Source organism: Streptomyces sp. DG2A-72, from assembly GCF_030499575.1.
GTDB lineage: Bacteria > Actinomycetota > Actinomycetes > Streptomycetales > Streptomycetaceae > Streptomyces.
The window spans coordinates 6,921,354-6,937,498 of record NZ_JASTLC010000001.1 but is presented as its reverse complement, the minus strand read 5'-3'; the positions used below and the strand labels follow the sequence as shown (position 1 = coordinate 6,937,498).

13 protein-coding genes are annotated in these 16,145 nt (G+C 71.8%); 8 read left to right on the top strand and 5 right to left on the bottom strand.

Translation table 11 applies throughout. The features are described from left to right. The first annotated feature begins 296 nt into the window (after positions 1-296). On the top strand, positions 297-1,037 hold the full coding sequence (locus QQY66_RS33020; protein WP_301983958.1) for a DUF4142 domain-containing protein: 741 nt from the start codon (positions 297-299) through the stop codon (positions 1,035-1,037). Between the two features lie 243 nt (positions 1,038-1,280). On the opposite strand, the gene QQY66_RS33015 is transcribed toward QQY66_RS33020, so the two are convergent. The 3 genes from QQY66_RS33015 to QQY66_RS33005 all read right to left on the bottom strand — a co-directional run bounded on the left by QQY66_RS33015 (position 1,281) and on the right by QQY66_RS33005 (position 5,922). Beyond that, complete coding sequence (locus tag QQY66_RS33015) at positions 1,281-3,311, bottom strand: arabinofuranosyltransferase (RefSeq protein ID WP_301983957.1); 2,031 nt, start codon at positions 3,309-3,311, stop codon at positions 1,281-1,283. 251 nt (positions 3,312-3,562) lie between these two features. Further along, positions 3,563-4,954 carry a polysialyltransferase family glycosyltransferase gene (locus QQY66_RS33010; RefSeq protein WP_301987574.1) on the bottom strand — a complete coding sequence of 464 codons (1,392 nt, stop codon included), beginning with the start codon at positions 4,952-4,954 and terminating at the stop codon, positions 3,563-3,565. After that, on the bottom strand, positions 4,954-5,922 hold the full coding sequence (locus QQY66_RS33005) for a glycosyltransferase (protein WP_301983956.1): 969 nt from the start codon (positions 5,920-5,922) through the stop codon (positions 4,954-4,956). Before QQY66_RS33005 ends, QQY66_RS33010 begins: the two co-directional genes overlap by 1 nt. A 197-nt stretch (positions 5,923-6,119) precedes the next feature. Between QQY66_RS33005 and ligD the strand changes: the two genes are divergently transcribed. Beyond that, positions 6,120-7,004, top strand: a complete 885-nt coding sequence (ligD, locus tag QQY66_RS33000) for a non-homologous end-joining DNA ligase (protein WP_301983955.1) — start codon at positions 6,120-6,122, stop codon at positions 7,002-7,004. 86 nt (positions 7,005-7,090) lie between these two features. Here ligD and QQY66_RS32995 read toward each other — a convergent pair whose 3' ends face one another. Both QQY66_RS32995 and QQY66_RS32990 read right to left on the bottom strand, forming a co-directional pair. Next, positions 7,091-7,894, bottom strand: a complete 804-nt coding sequence (locus tag QQY66_RS32995) for a nuclease-related domain-containing protein (protein WP_301983954.1) — start codon at positions 7,892-7,894, stop codon at positions 7,091-7,093. Between the two features lie 58 nt (positions 7,895-7,952). Next, positions 7,953-9,773 (bottom strand): hypothetical protein, encoded by a 1,821-nt coding sequence (locus tag QQY66_RS32990; RefSeq protein ID WP_301983953.1) that lies wholly within the window; start codon positions 9,771-9,773, stop codon positions 7,953-7,955. Positions 9,774-10,041: 268 nt separating this feature from the next. Between QQY66_RS32990 and QQY66_RS32985 the strand changes: the two genes are divergently transcribed. From QQY66_RS32985 to QQY66_RS32960, 6 genes are all read left to right on the top strand, one after another. Next, positions 10,042-10,548, top strand: coding sequence for a dual specificity protein phosphatase family protein (locus QQY66_RS32985; RefSeq protein WP_301983952.1), 507 nt, complete (start codon positions 10,042-10,044; stop codon positions 10,546-10,548). Between the two features lie 97 nt (positions 10,549-10,645). Further along, positions 10,646-11,407, top strand: a complete 762-nt coding sequence (locus QQY66_RS32980) for a hypothetical protein (RefSeq protein WP_301983951.1) — start codon at positions 10,646-10,648, stop codon at positions 11,405-11,407. Then, complete coding sequence (locus QQY66_RS32975) at positions 11,404-12,639, top strand: ATP-binding protein (protein WP_301983950.1); 1,236 nt, start codon at positions 11,404-11,406, stop codon at positions 12,637-12,639. Before QQY66_RS32980 ends, QQY66_RS32975 begins: the two co-directional genes overlap by 4 nt. A gap of 195 nt (positions 12,640-12,834) precedes the next feature. Continuing rightward, on the top strand, positions 12,835-13,272 hold the full coding sequence (locus QQY66_RS32970) for an SH3 domain-containing protein (RefSeq protein WP_301983949.1): 438 nt from the start codon (positions 12,835-12,837) through the stop codon (positions 13,270-13,272). 43 nt (positions 13,273-13,315) lie between these two features. After that, on the top strand, positions 13,316-14,680 hold the full coding sequence (locus QQY66_RS32965; protein WP_301983948.1) for an FtsW/RodA/SpoVE family cell cycle protein: 1,365 nt from the start codon (positions 13,316-13,318) through the stop codon (positions 14,678-14,680). Then, positions 14,677-16,134, top strand: coding sequence for a penicillin-binding transpeptidase domain-containing protein (locus QQY66_RS32960; RefSeq protein ID WP_301983947.1), 1,458 nt, complete (start codon positions 14,677-14,679; stop codon positions 16,132-16,134). The genes QQY66_RS32965 and QQY66_RS32960 overlap by 4 nt, the downstream gene beginning before the upstream one ends. Positions 16,135-16,145 lie beyond the last annotated feature (11 nt).

Here is a 16,145-nt window from a genome sequence, read left to right as displayed (position 1 = left end):
GACGTTCGGGCCCGCGTAGACCAGTTCGCCGGTGTCCGCACCCGGCCAGTCCCCGAGTGGGGCTCCAGGTGGACTACGAGCGTGCGCAGCGGCTTGCCGTACGGCAGGAGGAGGCCGCCCGCCGTGAGTTCATCAGGGACCCAGCACGTGCGACGAGGGCGACCCGGTGCCCCGGCGGGTGAGGGGTGTGACGTACGCCATACGCTTCCTGCGTGACTTTCTTCCCGGCGCACTGATTGGACGACGCCTCCCGTCCGTACTTCTTGCTGTCAGGGCCGGTCACATCAGGAGGCACGATGCGCCTGTCGCGCAACAGGGTCGGAACCGTCTTCGTCGGCGGTGCGTTGAGTCTGACCCTCGCCGCACTCGCGTATCCCGCGATGCTCGGGATCGACAAAACAGCCAACGCGCAGGATCGCATCATCGCGAACACCCCCTACGGTCCGCTCACCGAGGCCGACCGGTCCTTCGTGGTCGCGGTGCGCGCGGCCGGGCTGTGGGAGTACCCGCTCGGCATGACGGCGATCGAGCGCGGGACGACCCCGGCGATGAAGGAGGCCGGCGAGCACCTGGTCGTCGGACACGCCCGGCTTGACGCAATGTGCCGCAAGATCGCGCCCGAGCTGGGCATCACGCTGCCCAACCAGCCCAGCCCGCAGCAGCAGCAGTTCGTGGCGACCTCCCAGGCCGAGACCGGCAAGCAGTTCGACACCACCGCGGTCAACATCATGCGGACCGCCCATGGGCGAATCTTCCCGGTGGTCGCACAGATCCGCGCCACCACCAAGAACTCGCTGGTCCGTCAGCTCGCCGACCTGACCAACGACACCGTCCTCGACCACATCTCGGTCCTGGAGAAGACCGAAATGGTCAACTTCGACCAGGCCCTCTTCCAGCAGACCAGCCCGCCAAAGCTTCCCCAGGACCAGACCACCCCGCCGCCGCCCCAGCCGGGCGCACCGATCGTCGCCCTCACGGAGCCCCCGGGCCTGGACGTCAACACGTCCGCGCCGACGCCCAGTCCGACGGTGAAGTGACGCCCTCAGCCGTCCCCAGCCGAAGCGCTACCCCCAGCCGAAGTACCGCAGCCACACATAGCCACCGCGACCGTGACCGCTGTGCCGATGGCGGTGGCGTTGCCGCCGAGGTCGGCGCCCCGGGCGAGTGCCCACCACATGACGTGGTCGCTGTCGCCGCCCATGTTCCGGCACACCGCTGTGAACCCAACCGGCCCTTGACGGGTCATTGACAGGTTGATCCCGCTCGGCCGTACACCGCGCTCACCCGGACCGGGCGCCGTACCGCGTGATCACGGTGTACGGCCCGACGTCCTGCCGCAGGAAGCGCCCCGGCGGGAAGAAGTCGACCGGGAAGACGACCTCCGAGGACCGGGTCACCGGGACGCGGGGGAAGTTGTGGCGGAACAGGTAGAGGCCGTAGCCGGTGTCGGTCTGCCGCAGGACGAACACGTCCGGCGCCGGGAAGCGGCCCGAGTCCAGCCGCTGTACGAAGTCGTCCGCGTCCCGGGCGGCGAGCCAGCGCCGTACCTCCGCGTTGCGCTTCTCGTGCCGCGCCTGGGGGTTGGAGTAGCCGGGCGTCATGGCGACATAGGCCCAGTACGGCTCGACGGACAGCAGCCGGTGATGGTCCGTCAGGACGGTCAGGTCGTGCGGCTGCTTGCCGGTGCCGCGGGCGATCGCGCGGACCAGGGGGCGGATCCACAGGTCCTCGGTGCCGGGGTGCCGCACGCGTGCCGTGCGGGAGGGGGCCGTGCCGTCGTCCAGGGGGTAGCTCTGCCGGTAGGCCAGGTCGACCTCGCGGCCCAGCGCGCTCTGCGCGTGCTGGACGGCGGCGACGGTGAAGACCGCCGCGACGACGGCCAGTACGCCGGTGGCGGTCCGGGCCTGCGCGGGGTGCCGTCTGCGCACGGTCCGCAGCAGGTCCCAGAGGGCGAGGACGCCCGCGCAGTGCAGTGCGACGAGCAGGTCCGGGTGGACGCGGAAGGAAAGGAGCGTGGTGCCGAGCGCGATGGCCAGCTGGGACAGCACGCACCAGGCGTAGCATCCGGCGACCAGCGCGAGCAGCCCCGCGGCCACGGGCCGGTTGCGGCAGCGGACGACCAGCCAGACCGTGCCGGCCAGGCACAGCAGTCCGCCCGGCGTGATCTCCGTCATCGGCAGCAGATACGTCAACTGCTGGTAGGGGGTGAACTTCAGCGCCGTCGTGTCCGGGGACCCTCCGGCGGCGTGTCCGGCCAGTTCGTACGGCAGCAGGACCACGGCCGCCGACGGTGCCACCGCGATCCCCGCGAGCGCGACCCGCGCGAGCAGCGTGCGCCACCGACGCGGCCTGTGCAGCAGCAGGGCCATCGCCATCGCGGTGAGCGTGAACATCCAGAATGCGGCGAGCAGCGTGTACGTCAGCACGGCCGCGCCCACCGCGACGCCGAACGCCAGCAGTGGCCACGGGCGGACGGCGGGCGCCCGCAGCAGCTTCAGCGCGATCACCGTGAGCGGCGCCAGCGCGGAGCCGACCAGCCAGGCGTAGGGCTCGCGGACGCCGAGGGACGGCTCGACGAAGGCGGCCATCACGGTCGCCGCCGCCAGCAGTACGGCGATCCGGGGCGGCACCAGCAGCCGCCACAGCGCCAGCGCCACCGCCGCGGCGAGCGCGGCCGAGGTGATGCACAGCGGCTTGAAGGCGGCCCACGCGTCCCAGCCCAGCAGCGCGGCGATCCGGCCGCCGGTCCAGAACCAGCCGGGCGGGTACAGCGGTGGTACGTCCCGGTAGGCGAAGTCGGCCAGGGCGGGCGAGTCGGTGAGGCGGGTGAGGTACTCGACGCGGAACTGGTTGTCCGAGGCGAGCCCGCCGAGGAACCAGCGGGTGCCGTGCAGCGGGAGGGCGAGGAGGAGTGTGGGCAGCGCGGAGACCAGCGCATAGCCGGACCAGTGGAGGAGCCCGCGTACGGCCATGCCGCCCCGTCCGGCGGCCAGCACCGACAGGGCGAGGAGGACCACCACGACCGTCGTGGTCAGCGTGGTCAGGACGGTCGACAGCAGCGACGGTTCGGGCAGCGGCAGCCGCGGTACGGCGTACTGGATGCCGAGGCTCACGGAGACCGCGATGCCCGCCCCGAGGACGAGTTCGACGGCGAACCGGCCGGCGGTGGGGCGTCGCCGCCCCGTCCGCGGCGGTGCGGGGGACGGAGCGGGACGCCCCGCCGATCCCTGCCCGCCGATCAGCGCCGCAACCGGAGCGATCACCGCCCCGTCCTCCTGCGCTTCCTCGCCCCGCCCCTGCCGAGCGATCACCCGCGCACCCTCCTGCGCTTCCCGAACGCGTTCCTGGCGAGCGACCACCTGCCCGCCGTCCTGCGCGCCCTCAACTCGCCCCCGACGAGCGGGCATCGGGCTCCCGTCCTGCCCTGCCTGACCCCGTTCCCGGCCGGCGACCACCTGCCCGCCGTCCTGCGCACCGTCCTGCGCGCCGTCAACTCGCCCCCGACGAGCGGGCATCGAGCCCCCGTCCTGCTGCCCTTCCTGACCCCGTCCCCGGTGAGCGGTCACCGGATCACCGTCCCGCGTACGCCGCGTGCCAGCCGGGCGAGGGTCGAGCGGTGTCGGTGGATGAACGAGGTCTTGGCCAGCGGCAGCAGGAGGCGGGCTGCCGGGAGGCCGCCCGGGAGGCGGAGTCTGGTCAGCCGGAGCAGGCCCATGTACCGGCCGGCGACGGCCTTGGCGCGGCCGGCCGACAGCAACGCCTCGGCGGCGGGGCGCAGATGGGCGTAGGCGAGGGGCTGCATGCAGAACGAGACGGTTGCCACCAGCCGCTGCACCTCGTCCCGTGCCTCGACGGCCCCGGGTCCGGGCAGCACGCTGTCGGCGATGACCAGCGGGATGCGGTTGCTGTTCTCGTACGGCTTCAGGCGGCGCAGGACGAGGTCCGTGCCGACGCGCACCGCGGGGATGCCGTACACCGTGGTGGCGGTGAACAGGGCGGTGGAGAAGCAGCCGAGGACGACGTCGGGGCGGAGTCGTTCGTAGAGCACCTCGGCGAGGACGGTGAGGTCGAGGACGTGCAGGGTGACGCCGGCGCGTGCGGCTTCCCTGCGGAGGGACTCGGCGTGCCGGCGGGGTGCGCTGGGATGCGGCTTGAAGAGGATCGACTCGGCGCCGCCCCGTACCGCCTCGCGCAGTATGTCGCGGTGCAGGGCGTCCTCCTCGGCGGCGCTGAGGATGCCGGCCTCGGCGAGGTACTGGCCGAGCAACAGGGCGCCGCCCTGGGGCAGTTCACGTACCGCCTCCAGTTCGTCCTTGGCGGCGTCGGCGAGGACGGTGAGCGTGCGGCGCAGGGCGTCGGGAGGCAGCGGGTGGTGCTCGGCGCCGGGCCACTCGTCGAGCAGGTGCGGGCGCAGGCCGGGGACCAGCTCCGGGTAGACGAACCGGCCGACGCGGCGCAGGACTTGCTGTTCCAGACGGGTGCGCAGAGGGCCGTAGCTCATCAGGCCGTCGGCGTAGACGTGCAGGGTCGCGTCGGCGAAGAGGCGGGCCAGCGTGAGGGAGGGCGGGGACTGGACCGACTCGGCGACCAGTTCGACGGGGGCGTCGGGGGCGATCCCCCAGGAGCGGCGCAGCGCCTGCTCGAACAGCGAGCGGTCTTCGGGGCGGGGCGACCAGACCGAGGGGTGGTTGGGGAAGATCGTGTCGTTCCAGGAGACGATCGCGTCGAAGTACGTCGCCAGGTGGGCGAAGCCGGGCAGCTCCTCCCACGGGGGCTGGGCCTCGGGGACGGTGGTGTTGGTGGACGTCACCAGCACCCGCCGGCCGCCCTCCGCGAGCGGCAGCAGGCCCTGTGCGAGGGCCGCGCAGACCGTGGCGAGGCCGTAGAGGGTGGAGGCTTCGACGAGCTGGACCGGGACGGGATCACAGGGCTCCGAGGGAACGGGGACGTTCATCAGGGGCACGCGGTCTTCCTCGGACGGTAGAGGGCGGTCAGGTCGGATCTGCGCTGCTCGTCCATGCCGTCGAGGACTTCGCGGAGCAGGTCCTGCGGCAGGGACGCGGCCAGGGCCCGGTACCGCCCGGGGAACTGTCTGGCCACCCGCTTGTCGAGCCGGTCGGTCCGCTTGAGGTGGAAGTGCGTGAGGCCGAGCAGGGTGCGTACGGCCTTGCGGTGCACGCTGTGGTCCGTGCAGTGGGCGAGGGCCTCCTCGATGATCCGCTGCGAGGCCGGGAGGAAGTCGAGCTGCCGGTCGTCACCGACGCTGGTGAGGGAGCCGCCGACGTCCCTGCGGTAGAAGAGCCCGGCGAGGCCCACCACCGCGAACGTCCGCGTGTGCAGATGCAGCCGCCAGTTCCACAGCCGGTCCTCGCAGGTCCTGAGCGAGGTGTCGAAGTACAGCAGTCCGCTGTCCCGCAGCCCGGTGCGGAAGCCGCCCGACCACGCGTTGACGTAGTCGGCCATGGTCTCCCGGTTCTCCTCGCCGATGCCCTCGACCGACGGGATCGGCACCCCGCGCCTGCTCTCCGGAGCCCTCTGCAGCGTGCGCCTCTTGCCCTGGGCGCGCAGATGGTCGACGCGGACGAAGTCGGTGCCGAGCCGGGTGCAGGCCTCGGCGAGCCGGGGGTAGTAGCCGGGCGCCAGCCAGTCGTCGCCGTCGAGGAAGGTGACGTACTCGCCGCGTGCCTCGTCGATCCCGGTGTTGCGGGCGGCGGAGGCGCCCCGGTTCTGCGGGTGGACGACGAGCCGGCTGTTGGGGATGCGGGCGACGGCCTGCTCCAGCAGGGCGCGGGAGCCGTCGGTGGAGTGGTCGTCGACGAAGACGTACTCGATGTCCGGGCCGGTGTTCCTGCGCAGCGAGCCCAGGCAGTCGGGGAGATAGTCGGCGACGTTGTGGCTGATGACCACGGAGGTGAGTTTCATGGGGCTCTCGGTGGGTCGTCGGCCGGTCAGCAGCTCGTCGCCATCTGTACGACGTTGGCGCTCATGGGAGCTCCTTGATTCAAGAGGAGTACTGCTTTCAAACGGCCACCGGAGTGAGGGGGTTACCTGGACTGAGGCATTCGGGGGAACTTGCTGCACAGGGTGCCGTAGGGGCCGGCAGAGGTGAGACTCGACGTATGGCGCCCATCACCGAGGTAGAAGGACGGCGGGTCGCGCTCAGCAATCTGGAGAAGGTGCTGTATCCGGCCGCCGGGTTCACCAAGGGCGAGGTACTGCACTACTACGCGACCGTCGCCGACGTGCTGTTGCCGCATCTGCGGGACCGGCCGGTGTCGTTTCTGCGGTATCCGGACGGGCCCGACGGGCAGGTGTTCTTCACCAAGAACGTGCCGCCGGGTACGCCGGAGTGGGTCACCACCGCCGAGGTGCCGAGGATGGAGGGGCCGGCGCGGATGGTGCTCGTACAGGATCTGGCGAGTCTGATGTGGGCCGCCAATCTGGTGACCGAGTTCCACACCCCGCAGTGGCTGATCGGGGCGCCCGGCGAGGCGGACCGGCTGGTGTTCGACCTCGATCCGGGGGCGCCGGCGACGGTCGTGGAGTGCTGTCAGGTCGCCGTGTGGCTGCGGGACCGGCTCGCGGCGGACGGGATCGAGGCGTGGCCGAAGACGTCCGGGGCGAAGGGGCTGCATCTGCTGGCCGCCGTGCGGTCCGCGTCGTCCGAGCAGGTCAGCGAGTACGCCAAGGAGCTCGCCGTGGAGGCGGAGCGGGCGTTGCCGCGGCTGGTCGTGCACCGGATGACGAAGAGCCTGCGGCCCGGGAAGGTGTTCGTCGACTGGAGCCAGAACGCTGCGCGGAAGACCACGGCCACGCCCTACACCCTGCGGGCGCGGGCTCAGCCGTTGGTGTCGGCGCCGGTGACCTGGGGGGAGGTCGAGCAGTGTGCGGCGCCGGGGCAGCTGGCGTTCACGGCGGCGGATCTCGGCCCACGGCTGCAGGACTACGGCGATCTGCTGGCACCGCTGCTCGACTCGGCTCACGCCGGTCCGGTGCCGTCGTGAACCAAGAGAGTGCCGCTGTCTGTCGTCGGTTGTCTGCGGCTCCGTCGTGGCTGGTCGCGCAGTTCCCCGCGCCCCTTTGGGGCGCTTCAGACCCGCTCCCACGTGTGGCGGTCCCGGGCCATCGCGTGCAGTGCCTCCACGTCCGCCGGCTTGAGCACGCCGCCGAGGCGGGCGAGGCCTCCCAGTTCCGTGTCCTGGAAGACGCGCACTTCACGGAGGGGCGCGGTGATCCGGACGTCCGCGGGGCCGGCCACGGCGAGGACCGGGTGGACCTCGGCGGTCAGGGCGTAGGAGGCGCGGTCGGCGTCGGCGCGGACTCGGCGCAGCAGGGGGCGGGCTTCGCGGCGGCCCAGGGTGACCATGGGGTCGGCGATCAGGACCCGCTGCTTGCGGGCGTACACGGTGTGGAGGGCGAAGAGTCCGCCGGGGCCGATCATCAAATGGTGGACGCGGTCTCCGCCGGGCAGCGGGATCGAGTGCAGGGCGTGCCAGCCCGCGCCGTCCAGCCGCTCCAGGGCCTCCCCCACCACCTGCTCGGCTGCCAGCGCCCGGCGGCGCGGGTCGGGGCGCAGCCGGTGGGCCGGTCCGGGGTCCCGGTCCAGGGCGATGTGGAGGGCCTCGCCGGGGCGGTTGGGCGCCAGGTCGTCGTCCGGATGGAGGCTGAGGCGGGCCAGCTCCGCGGGGGTCGGCACCGGGGGCGGGCCGACGGTGACGGGGCCGGTCAGGAAGGGTCCGAGGGCTTCGAGTACGCCCTCTCTGTGGTCGTCGCTGAGCAGGTTGACCCGGGCCGCCTCACGGTCGTACCAGGCGATGTTCCGCCCGTCCGTGAGGCATACATACAGCCGCTCCTGGCCGTGCCGCCAGGTCGGTATGACGCGCAGTCGGCTCATGCACCATCACCCCATGACCATGGGACCAGGCGGGGTGCTCCAGGGGCAAGAACCGTTCCTATGTTGATCGGCCGATGGCGGCCGTTTCGGGCATTCCGAACAGCGTGAGTTGCTGGTCGTGGATGCTGGGCCCCCGAACGGTGTTGGGGCCTGAGGGAGGGTGCTTTCCGGGTGGGCGCGCTCGCGTCTGACGCACCGAGGGGGTGCTGCGCGAGGTCCGTGCCGGAGCTGTCCGCCCCGTACGGCCTGTGCTGCGGTGACTCGGCGCTGCGGGGGCGGTTGTCCCGGTGCGATCCGCTGGTCGCACGGCCCCTGCCTCAGCCCGCCGTGAGGCGGTGGTGGCACGGGTTTGGCGGGGTCCGTCATTCCTGCGCCGGGCCGTACAGCCCAGACCGCGTCTGCCGACGACCACCGCGGCGGCATGATGCCCCGTGGCGGTGGTCGAAACGGAAGAAGCCTGCTGTTCTTTGAGGGGGTGCAGCCAATGCTGGGCACCCCATCTGCTCGTGTACGCCGGGTCGACCGCGATCACGGACAGTCCGGCATGGTGGGCCATCCCGGACAGCCGGTCACGGAACTTGGCCGTCGGGATCCCCGCCACCAGCCGCCTGAAGGCTTTGCCGCGCCTGCCGCGGCCCAGCTTCTCCCGGCCGGTGGCGCGGGCGTCGGCGAAGTCCAGGTTCTCGATCACCAGCGCCGCGCACTCATGCCGCTGGGCAAGGTGCAGGAGCTGGGAGATCGCTGCGCGCAGTCGTGCGTCGCGGGTGGTGGCGGGCAGCCCCGACAGCTGAAGGGGCATGGTGTGGGGAGCGCCGACGGGGTTGCCGCACGAGTCCAGGACCCAGGCGGCCAGGTGGTCCGCGTTCACGTCCACTGCGAGCACCGGGTGCTGGCGCAGCGTCTCCAGGGCAGGGACCGGGGCCGTTTGGCCCTTGGCCGTGGTGGACCAGGAGGCATCGAGGTACCAGCGTCCGCGGGCCGGGTCGTAGGTGATGTCGTAGCGGACCGAGGCTCCCGAGGCGATGCGGTCCGCCCACTGCCCGCCCTGGTGGCTGAAGACGGCCGCCGCATCCAGCACATACCGGCCGCGCGGGGCGTTGGCGTACGCCTGGCGCAGCGGGTCGGGCAGCACCATCGCGATGGTGCCGTCGGCGGGGTCGATGCTGAGGGTGTAGTTCCCGAACGGCGCCCCTGCCTCCCCGTCCGCGGTGAGGAACATCCGCCGCGCCGACCATGCCTCGCCCCAATTCTTCAGTTGTGCCTGCCAGTTGGCTGCGGTCAGCGGTTTTTCGGCGGTGGCGCTGTCGTAGAGGTGGTGGCGGGCGTTGAGCAGCCGGCGTCCGCCCCGGGTGACCCGCACTCGGCCGCTGTCCCGCTCCCGTACCGCCCGGCGCAGCTCGCCCTGCAGGATCTGTAGCCGTTGCTGCTTGGCTCTCCGCTCGGCGTCATCGGCGTACCCGCGCACCCACCCGCGCCCCTTACGCACCCGGCTGCCCGGTGCCACGGCGAGGCGGGAGGTGATCGTGGCGATCACCCGGCGCAGCGAGCCGATACGGGCGTTCAGTGCCCGCCGGGCCAGCTGGTACTGGTCCTCGCTGGTGCGGGTGATCGACCCCGCCCAGCGGGAGGAGGACCGGGCGGTCAGCGTCTTCTTCCGCTCGGCCCGCCGACTGTGCGCGGCGGGCACGTTCCCGATCCGCACCCGCGCCGCCAGATCCGCCCCCGCCAGAGCCCCCAGGTGGGAGCCCACTGCCCGTAGCACGATCACGTCGGCAGGCGAGAGGTGCAGTCGGGTGCGGATGCGGCACCCGGAGGGCGGGGCCACCACGAACGGGGCGGACAGCTCCCGCCCCTTGACACCCCGCGCCCGCTTGCCCATTGCCTTGCACCCCTCGCTCACCTTTGATGATCTCGACGGGCCGAAGCTAACCCCCGCCCCCACACCCCGGGAAGCACATGACAGCGACTGGCGAACAACTGATCCCCTCTGCACAGGAAGGGCAGAAGATGATCGCGGACCAGATCATTCGCCGCCGACCACAGCACCCTGCCCTGTCCGAAATGGCCGACGCTGACCTACACATCCGGGAACTACTTCCAACCCGGTTACCCTTGGGATGAGTTGGCAGGGGCTTGGGGAGGCTCGTTTGCGGACCGGCAGAAACCAACCCGACGTACCCGCTCCGGACAGCCCGTGGAGCGAGATCGTGCCCGGCCTGTGGATGGGCGGGCACGAGTTCAGGGACGGCTCGGGACAGGTGGAATTCGTCGTCGTCCATGATGAGTTCGATCTCGTGCAGACGCTCCTCCGGCTGCCGGGGCACGGGCCGGACCCGGGTGTCGAGCACCATGTGTGGCCGATTCCGGACGGTCCGCTGGACGGCACGCAGCTCGCGGGCGTGATGCGGCTCGCGCAGGCCGCGAGCGAGGCGCTGGACGACGGCCGCAGCGTCCTCGTCCGCTGCTACCACGGCTACAACCGCTCCGGACTGGTCGTCGCGCACACCCTGGTCCGGCGGGGCTGCTCCGCCGAGGAGGCGATCCGGCTGATCCGCAGGCATCGCTCGCCCTGGGCACTGCACAATGAGCTGTTCGTCGCGTACCTGCGGGCGGGACTGCCGACGGCCCGGCTGCTGGAGGAGCTGGCCGAATAACGCCGGTGCGCAGGCCGCACAGCCCCTGCGCGCAAAAAGGACTTCCCCGCGAATAAGGTGTACGGGGCCCACGATCATCCAGGACCACAGGAGTGCCGTGCCCCTCAGCCGCCCCGCCCGGGCCCTCGCCCTCGCCGCCCTGTTCACGGCGACGACCGCGGCCTGCGGCGACACCGGCGGGCTGCGCGGCGCGGGCCCGACCCCGACCGCGGTCAGCCCGGCCCGGCTCTGGCCCGAGCTGCCGCCGGCGTCCTCCCCCGCCTTCGAGATCGGCGAGGTGGAGCGCGAGGTGATCAAGGGCGTCGGCCTGCCGGGCGGTGACCTCCGCAAGGTCGATCCGGTCGCGATCGTACGGGCCGAGATCACCGCGAGCCCGGACGACTACGGCGACGGGTCGCCGTACCGCGAGACGGGCGAGCGGATGGCCGACTGCGCGACGGGCGGGAACGGGGCCAGGTGCCCGGTCCTGAAGCCGTACTACCGCGATCTGACCGGCGACGGGCGCGACGATCTGACGCTGGGCTTCCGGCAGCTGCCGGGCACCCTGACGGCGGTACGCGTCTACACCGTCGAGAAGGGGCGGCTGGTGCGGGTCATGCGCTGGGAGGACGCGATGAGCGCGGTCGAGCTGGCCGGACGGTCCGTGATCATACGTTCGCCGTCCGAGGTCGCCGGCTACGAGTACCGCCTCCAGTGGACCTGGGACGCGAACCAGCGCGCGATGCTGCTCACGCATGACGAGATGCTGCGCACGCGCACGGCCAAGCGGACCGCACGACCGTCGCAGTCGCAGTCGCAGTCGCAGTCGGCATCGGCATCACCTTCGGCTTCGGCTTCGGCTTCGGCGAGTCCTCGATGAGGCTCGGGCTCCCCCGCTGGTCCGGGACGCTCGCCGTGAAGGCAGCCGTGTTCATCACGGTGATGTGCTGCACGCTGGCCGCGCTGCTCGGCGTCCTCGTCCATGTGTCCGTGTCGAACCAGACGGTCGAGCAGGCCCGTGACCTGGCGCTGTCCCGGCTGGACGAGGCGACCACCGCGTTCGGGGCCGGGGACAGGCTGATGCCGGGCGTGGGCGTCGACCCGGACGGGCTGCCCGAGTCACTGCGGGAGCTGGCGGTCGCCGGCGAGCGGGGCACGATGGTCGCCGGCCACGAGGGCCGCCCGACGATGTGGGCGGCGGGGCCGGCCGACGGCGGGCGGGCGCTTGCCGTGCAGGTCGACTACGCACAGCAGGCGCGCACCATCGACGACCTCGGCCGGGCGATCATCTGGTCTTCGGGGCTGGCGATCGGGGTGACGCTGATGGTGGGCGCGTTCGCGGTGACCCGGGTGACGCGGCGGCTGCACACCACCGCGCAGGTGGCCCGGCAGATCAGCGGCGGCGACCTGGACGCACGCGTCGACGACCCCCGTACGAAGGATCCGACGCGCCCGCAGGACGAGGTGGCCGCGGTCGCCGCCGCGCTGGACTCCATGGCGGCGTCGCTGCAGGGCAAGCTGCTGAGCGAGCAGCGGTTCACCGCAGACGTGGCGCATGAGCTGCGCACGCCGCTGACCGGCCTGCACGCCGCCGCGGAACTGCTCCCGGCGGGACGGCCGACCGAGCTGGTGCGGGACCGCGTGGCGGCGCTGCGGACGCTGACCGAGGACCTGCTGGAGATCTCCCGGCTCGACACCGGCCGGGAACGGCTCGACCTGGACACCGAGCAGTTGGGGGTGCTGGCGGAGCGGGTGGTGCGGGCGGACGGGAACGACACGGAGGTCAGGGTCGTCCGGGATGCCCGGGTGGAGACGGATCGGCGGCGTCTGGAGCGGGTGCTGGGCAATCTGGTCGCCAACGCGCACCGGCATGGGCGGCCGTCGGTTGTCCTCACGGTGAATGGGCCGGTCGTCAGCGTCCGGGACCATGGGGACGGTTATCCGGAGTATCTGCTCGCGCATGGGCCGCAGCGGTTTCGTACGGAGGGTGGGACCAGGGGGCACGGGCTGGGGCTGACGATTGCGTTGGGGCAGGCGGAGGTGTTGGGGGCGCGGCTGACGTTTGCGAATGCGGTGGACGGTGGTGCCGTCGCGACGCTGACGCTGCGCTAGCAAGACCAAGAACCAAGAGCTCGGGACCACAGGTTGTTCGCTGGCTGCGGGTTGTGGGGGCTTGTCGCGCAGTTCCCCGCGCCCCTATAGGGCGCTTCTCCGCTTCTCCTATGGCCCATCAGTGCGCGCGACCGTCCGCCCCCGCTCCTAATGTGGCGATTAGTCAGATTCGCCCCATTCATGGAGGTACCCGCCATGTCTCTGCGCACTCGCCTCACTCGCCGTCTCGCCATGACTGCTGTCGTCGTCGCGCTCGCCGGCGCGACCACCGTCTCGCCCGCTGTCGCGGACGACGAATGGGGCAGCGGTGGGGACTCGGAGTTCAGCAGCGGCGACTCGAACTTCGGGGGCGGCGATGGGTTCGACGAGTTCGGCGGCCAGGGCGATTATCGCGATCCGCGCCGCTACCGGGGTGTCGTCACAGCCGACCGGCTGATCCTGCGCAGTGCGCCGACTCGTGGCAGTCGGCCGATCCGCGCGGTCCACCGGGGCGATGTCGTGTCCATCTTCTGCAAGACGCCCGGGCAGAGCATCCAGGGCAACCCCCTCTGGTACCTGCTCACGGACGGCACCTGGGCCTGGGGTGCGGCGCGGTTCATCGACAACGTCGGGCCTGCGCCGCGCTGGTGCTGATGACGAAGGGTCACAAGAGATGTTATTTGGGTAAGTTCCGGACATGAGCAAGGCCGGCATCACCTTGGAAGCAGCGACGGACCGCTCCACGCCCGTCGTACGCCTCCCCCGGCGCCGTGGCATCGAACTCGCCCTCATCGTCGTCGCCGTATTCCTGTCGGTGTACGGCTACTGCGATGTGGGCCTGGCGAAGAACGGCTCCGTCCCGCCCGGCGCCGCCGGTTACGGCGCCGGGCTGGGCGTGCTGGCGTTGCTGGCGCACTGTGCGGTCCGCCTGCGGGCCCCGTACGCGGACCCGCTTCTGCTGCCGATCGGCGTGCTGCTCAACGGGCTGGGCCTGGTGCTGATCTACCGGCTCGACCTGGAGACGCCGGGCGACCGGGCGGCGCCCACCCAACTGGTGTGGTCGACGCTGGGCGTGGGGTTGTTCATCGTCGTCGTGCTGCTGCTGCGCGACCACCGGGTGCTCCAGCGCTATGCGTACGTGTGTGTCGTGGCCGCCCTCGCCCTGCTCACCCTGCCGATCTTCTTCCCGGCGGTGAACGGCGCCAGGATCTGGATCCGGATCGCGGGATTCTCCATCCAGCCGGGCGAGTTCGCGAAGGTGCTGCTCGCGGTGTTCTTCGCCGCGTATCTCGCCGCCAACCGCAACGCGCTGCGCTACACCGGCCGCCGCATCTGGCGCCTCCAGCTGCCGACCGGGCGGGTCCTCGGCCCGATCGTCGCGATCTGGCTGCTGAGCGTCGGCGTGCTGGTCCTGGAGCGCGACCTGGGGACGTCGCTGCTGTTCTTCGGTCTGTTCGTGGTCCTGCTGTACGTCGCCACCGGCCGCACCGGCTGGATCGCGGTGGGGCTGCTGCTGGCCGCGCTCGGTGCCGTGGCCGTCGGCTGGCTGGAGCCGCATGTGCACAGCAGGGTCGAGGACTGGCTGCACCCGTTCGCGTCGATCGAGGCGGGCCAGGGCGCCAACCAGCTGGCCCAGTCCCTGTTCGCCTTCGCGGCGGGCGGTGTGCTCGGCACTGGCCTGGGGCTCGGCCACTCCATCCTGATCGGCTTCGCCGCCAAGTCGGACTTCATCCTGGCGACGGCGGGCGAGGAACTGGGGCTGGCCGGCCTGTCCGCGATCTTCCTGCTGTACGGCCTCCTCGTGGAGCGCGGCTACCGGGCGGGCCTGCTCCTGCGTGACCCGTTCGGCAGACTCCTCGCGGTCGGTCTCGCCTCGATCGTGGCGCTCCAGGTGTTCGTGATCGCGGGCGGGGTGACCGGCCTGATCCCGCTGACCGGCATGGCGATGCCGTTCCTGGCGCAGGGCGGCTCCTCGGTGGTCACCAACTGGGCGATCGTGGCGCTGCTGGTCCGGGTCAGCGACTCGGCACGGCGGCAGTACGACGGGCAGGTCGCCCCATGACCCGGTACATCAGGCTCGCCGCGGTGTTCTGCGCCCTGCTCCTGGTCGCGCTGCTGGTGAACGCCGCCCGCATCCAGGTCTTCCAGGCCGGGTCCTACGACGACAATCCGGCCAACCGCCGCCAGAACATCGCCCGTTACGGCCAGCCGCGCGGCGACATCCTGGCCGACGGCGCCCGGCTCACCGGCTCCGAGGACACCGGCGAGCAGCTCCGCTACGAGCGGACGTACACGCACGGCCCGATGTACGCGCCCGTGACGGGCTTCGCCTCGCAGGTCTACGGCACGACGCTCCTGGAGCACGCCGAGGACGACCTCTTGTCGGGCACGGACCCGATGCTCTCGCCGTTCCCGCTGTGGAACGACCTCACGCGCTCGCAGAACCCGGGCGGCGACGTCGTGACGACGATCCAACCGGCCGCGCAGGAGGCGGCGTACACCGGGCTCGGCGGGCGCAAGGGCGCGGTGGCGGCCATCGAGCCGGCGACGGGACGGATCCTGGCGCTGGTGTCCACACCGTCGTACGACCCCGCCGTACTGTCCGGGAACGGGCCGGCGGCGAAGCGGTCCTGGGAGCGGCTGAACGGCGACCGGGACAAGCCGATGCTCAACCGGGCGGTGCGGCAGACCTATCCGCCGGGCTCCACCTTCAAGGTGGTGACCGCGGCGGCGGCGCTGGACGCCGGTGTGCTGAAGGATCTGGACGAGCCGACGGACTCGCCCGACCCGTACACCCTGCCCGGCACGACGACCTCGCTGACGAACGAGGCCGACGGCTGCCGGAACGCCTCGCTGCGGGAGGCGTTCGTGTGGTCGTGCAACACGGTGTTCGCGAGGCTGGGCGTGCGGGTGGGTGCGCAGGACATGGCGCGGACGGCGGAGGCCGTCGGCTTCAACGACACCGACGTGAAGATCCCCTTCTCGGTGGCGCCGAGCACCTTCGACACGTCGGTGGACAGGGCGCAGCTCGCGCTGTCGTCGATCGGGCAGTACAACACGCGGGCCACGCCCCTGCAGATGGCGATGGTCGCGGCGGCCGTGGCGAACGGCGGGCAGGTGCGGTCGCCGCACCTGGTCGAGCGGACCACCCGGGCGAGCGGTGCGACGGTGGCGACGGCCGGGTCGCGCCCGATGCGGCGGATGATGCACCCGTCGACCGCCGTCCGCATGAAAGAACTGATGGCCGACGTGGTCACGGAGGGCACCGGCCGGCGCGCCGCCATCCGCGGTGCGACCGTCGGCGGCAAGACCGGCACCGCCCAGCACGGCGTCGACAACTCCGGGATGCCGTACGCCTGGTTCGTGTCCTGGGCACAGGCCGACGGCGACATGGAGCCGAAGGTGGCGGTCGCGGTGGTGGTCGAGGACGCGTCGGCGCGCCGGGGCGAGATCAGCGGGGGCGGGGACGCGGCGCCGATCGCGCGGTCGGTGATGAGGGCGGTGCTCAACTCGTAGGCGGGCGTGCT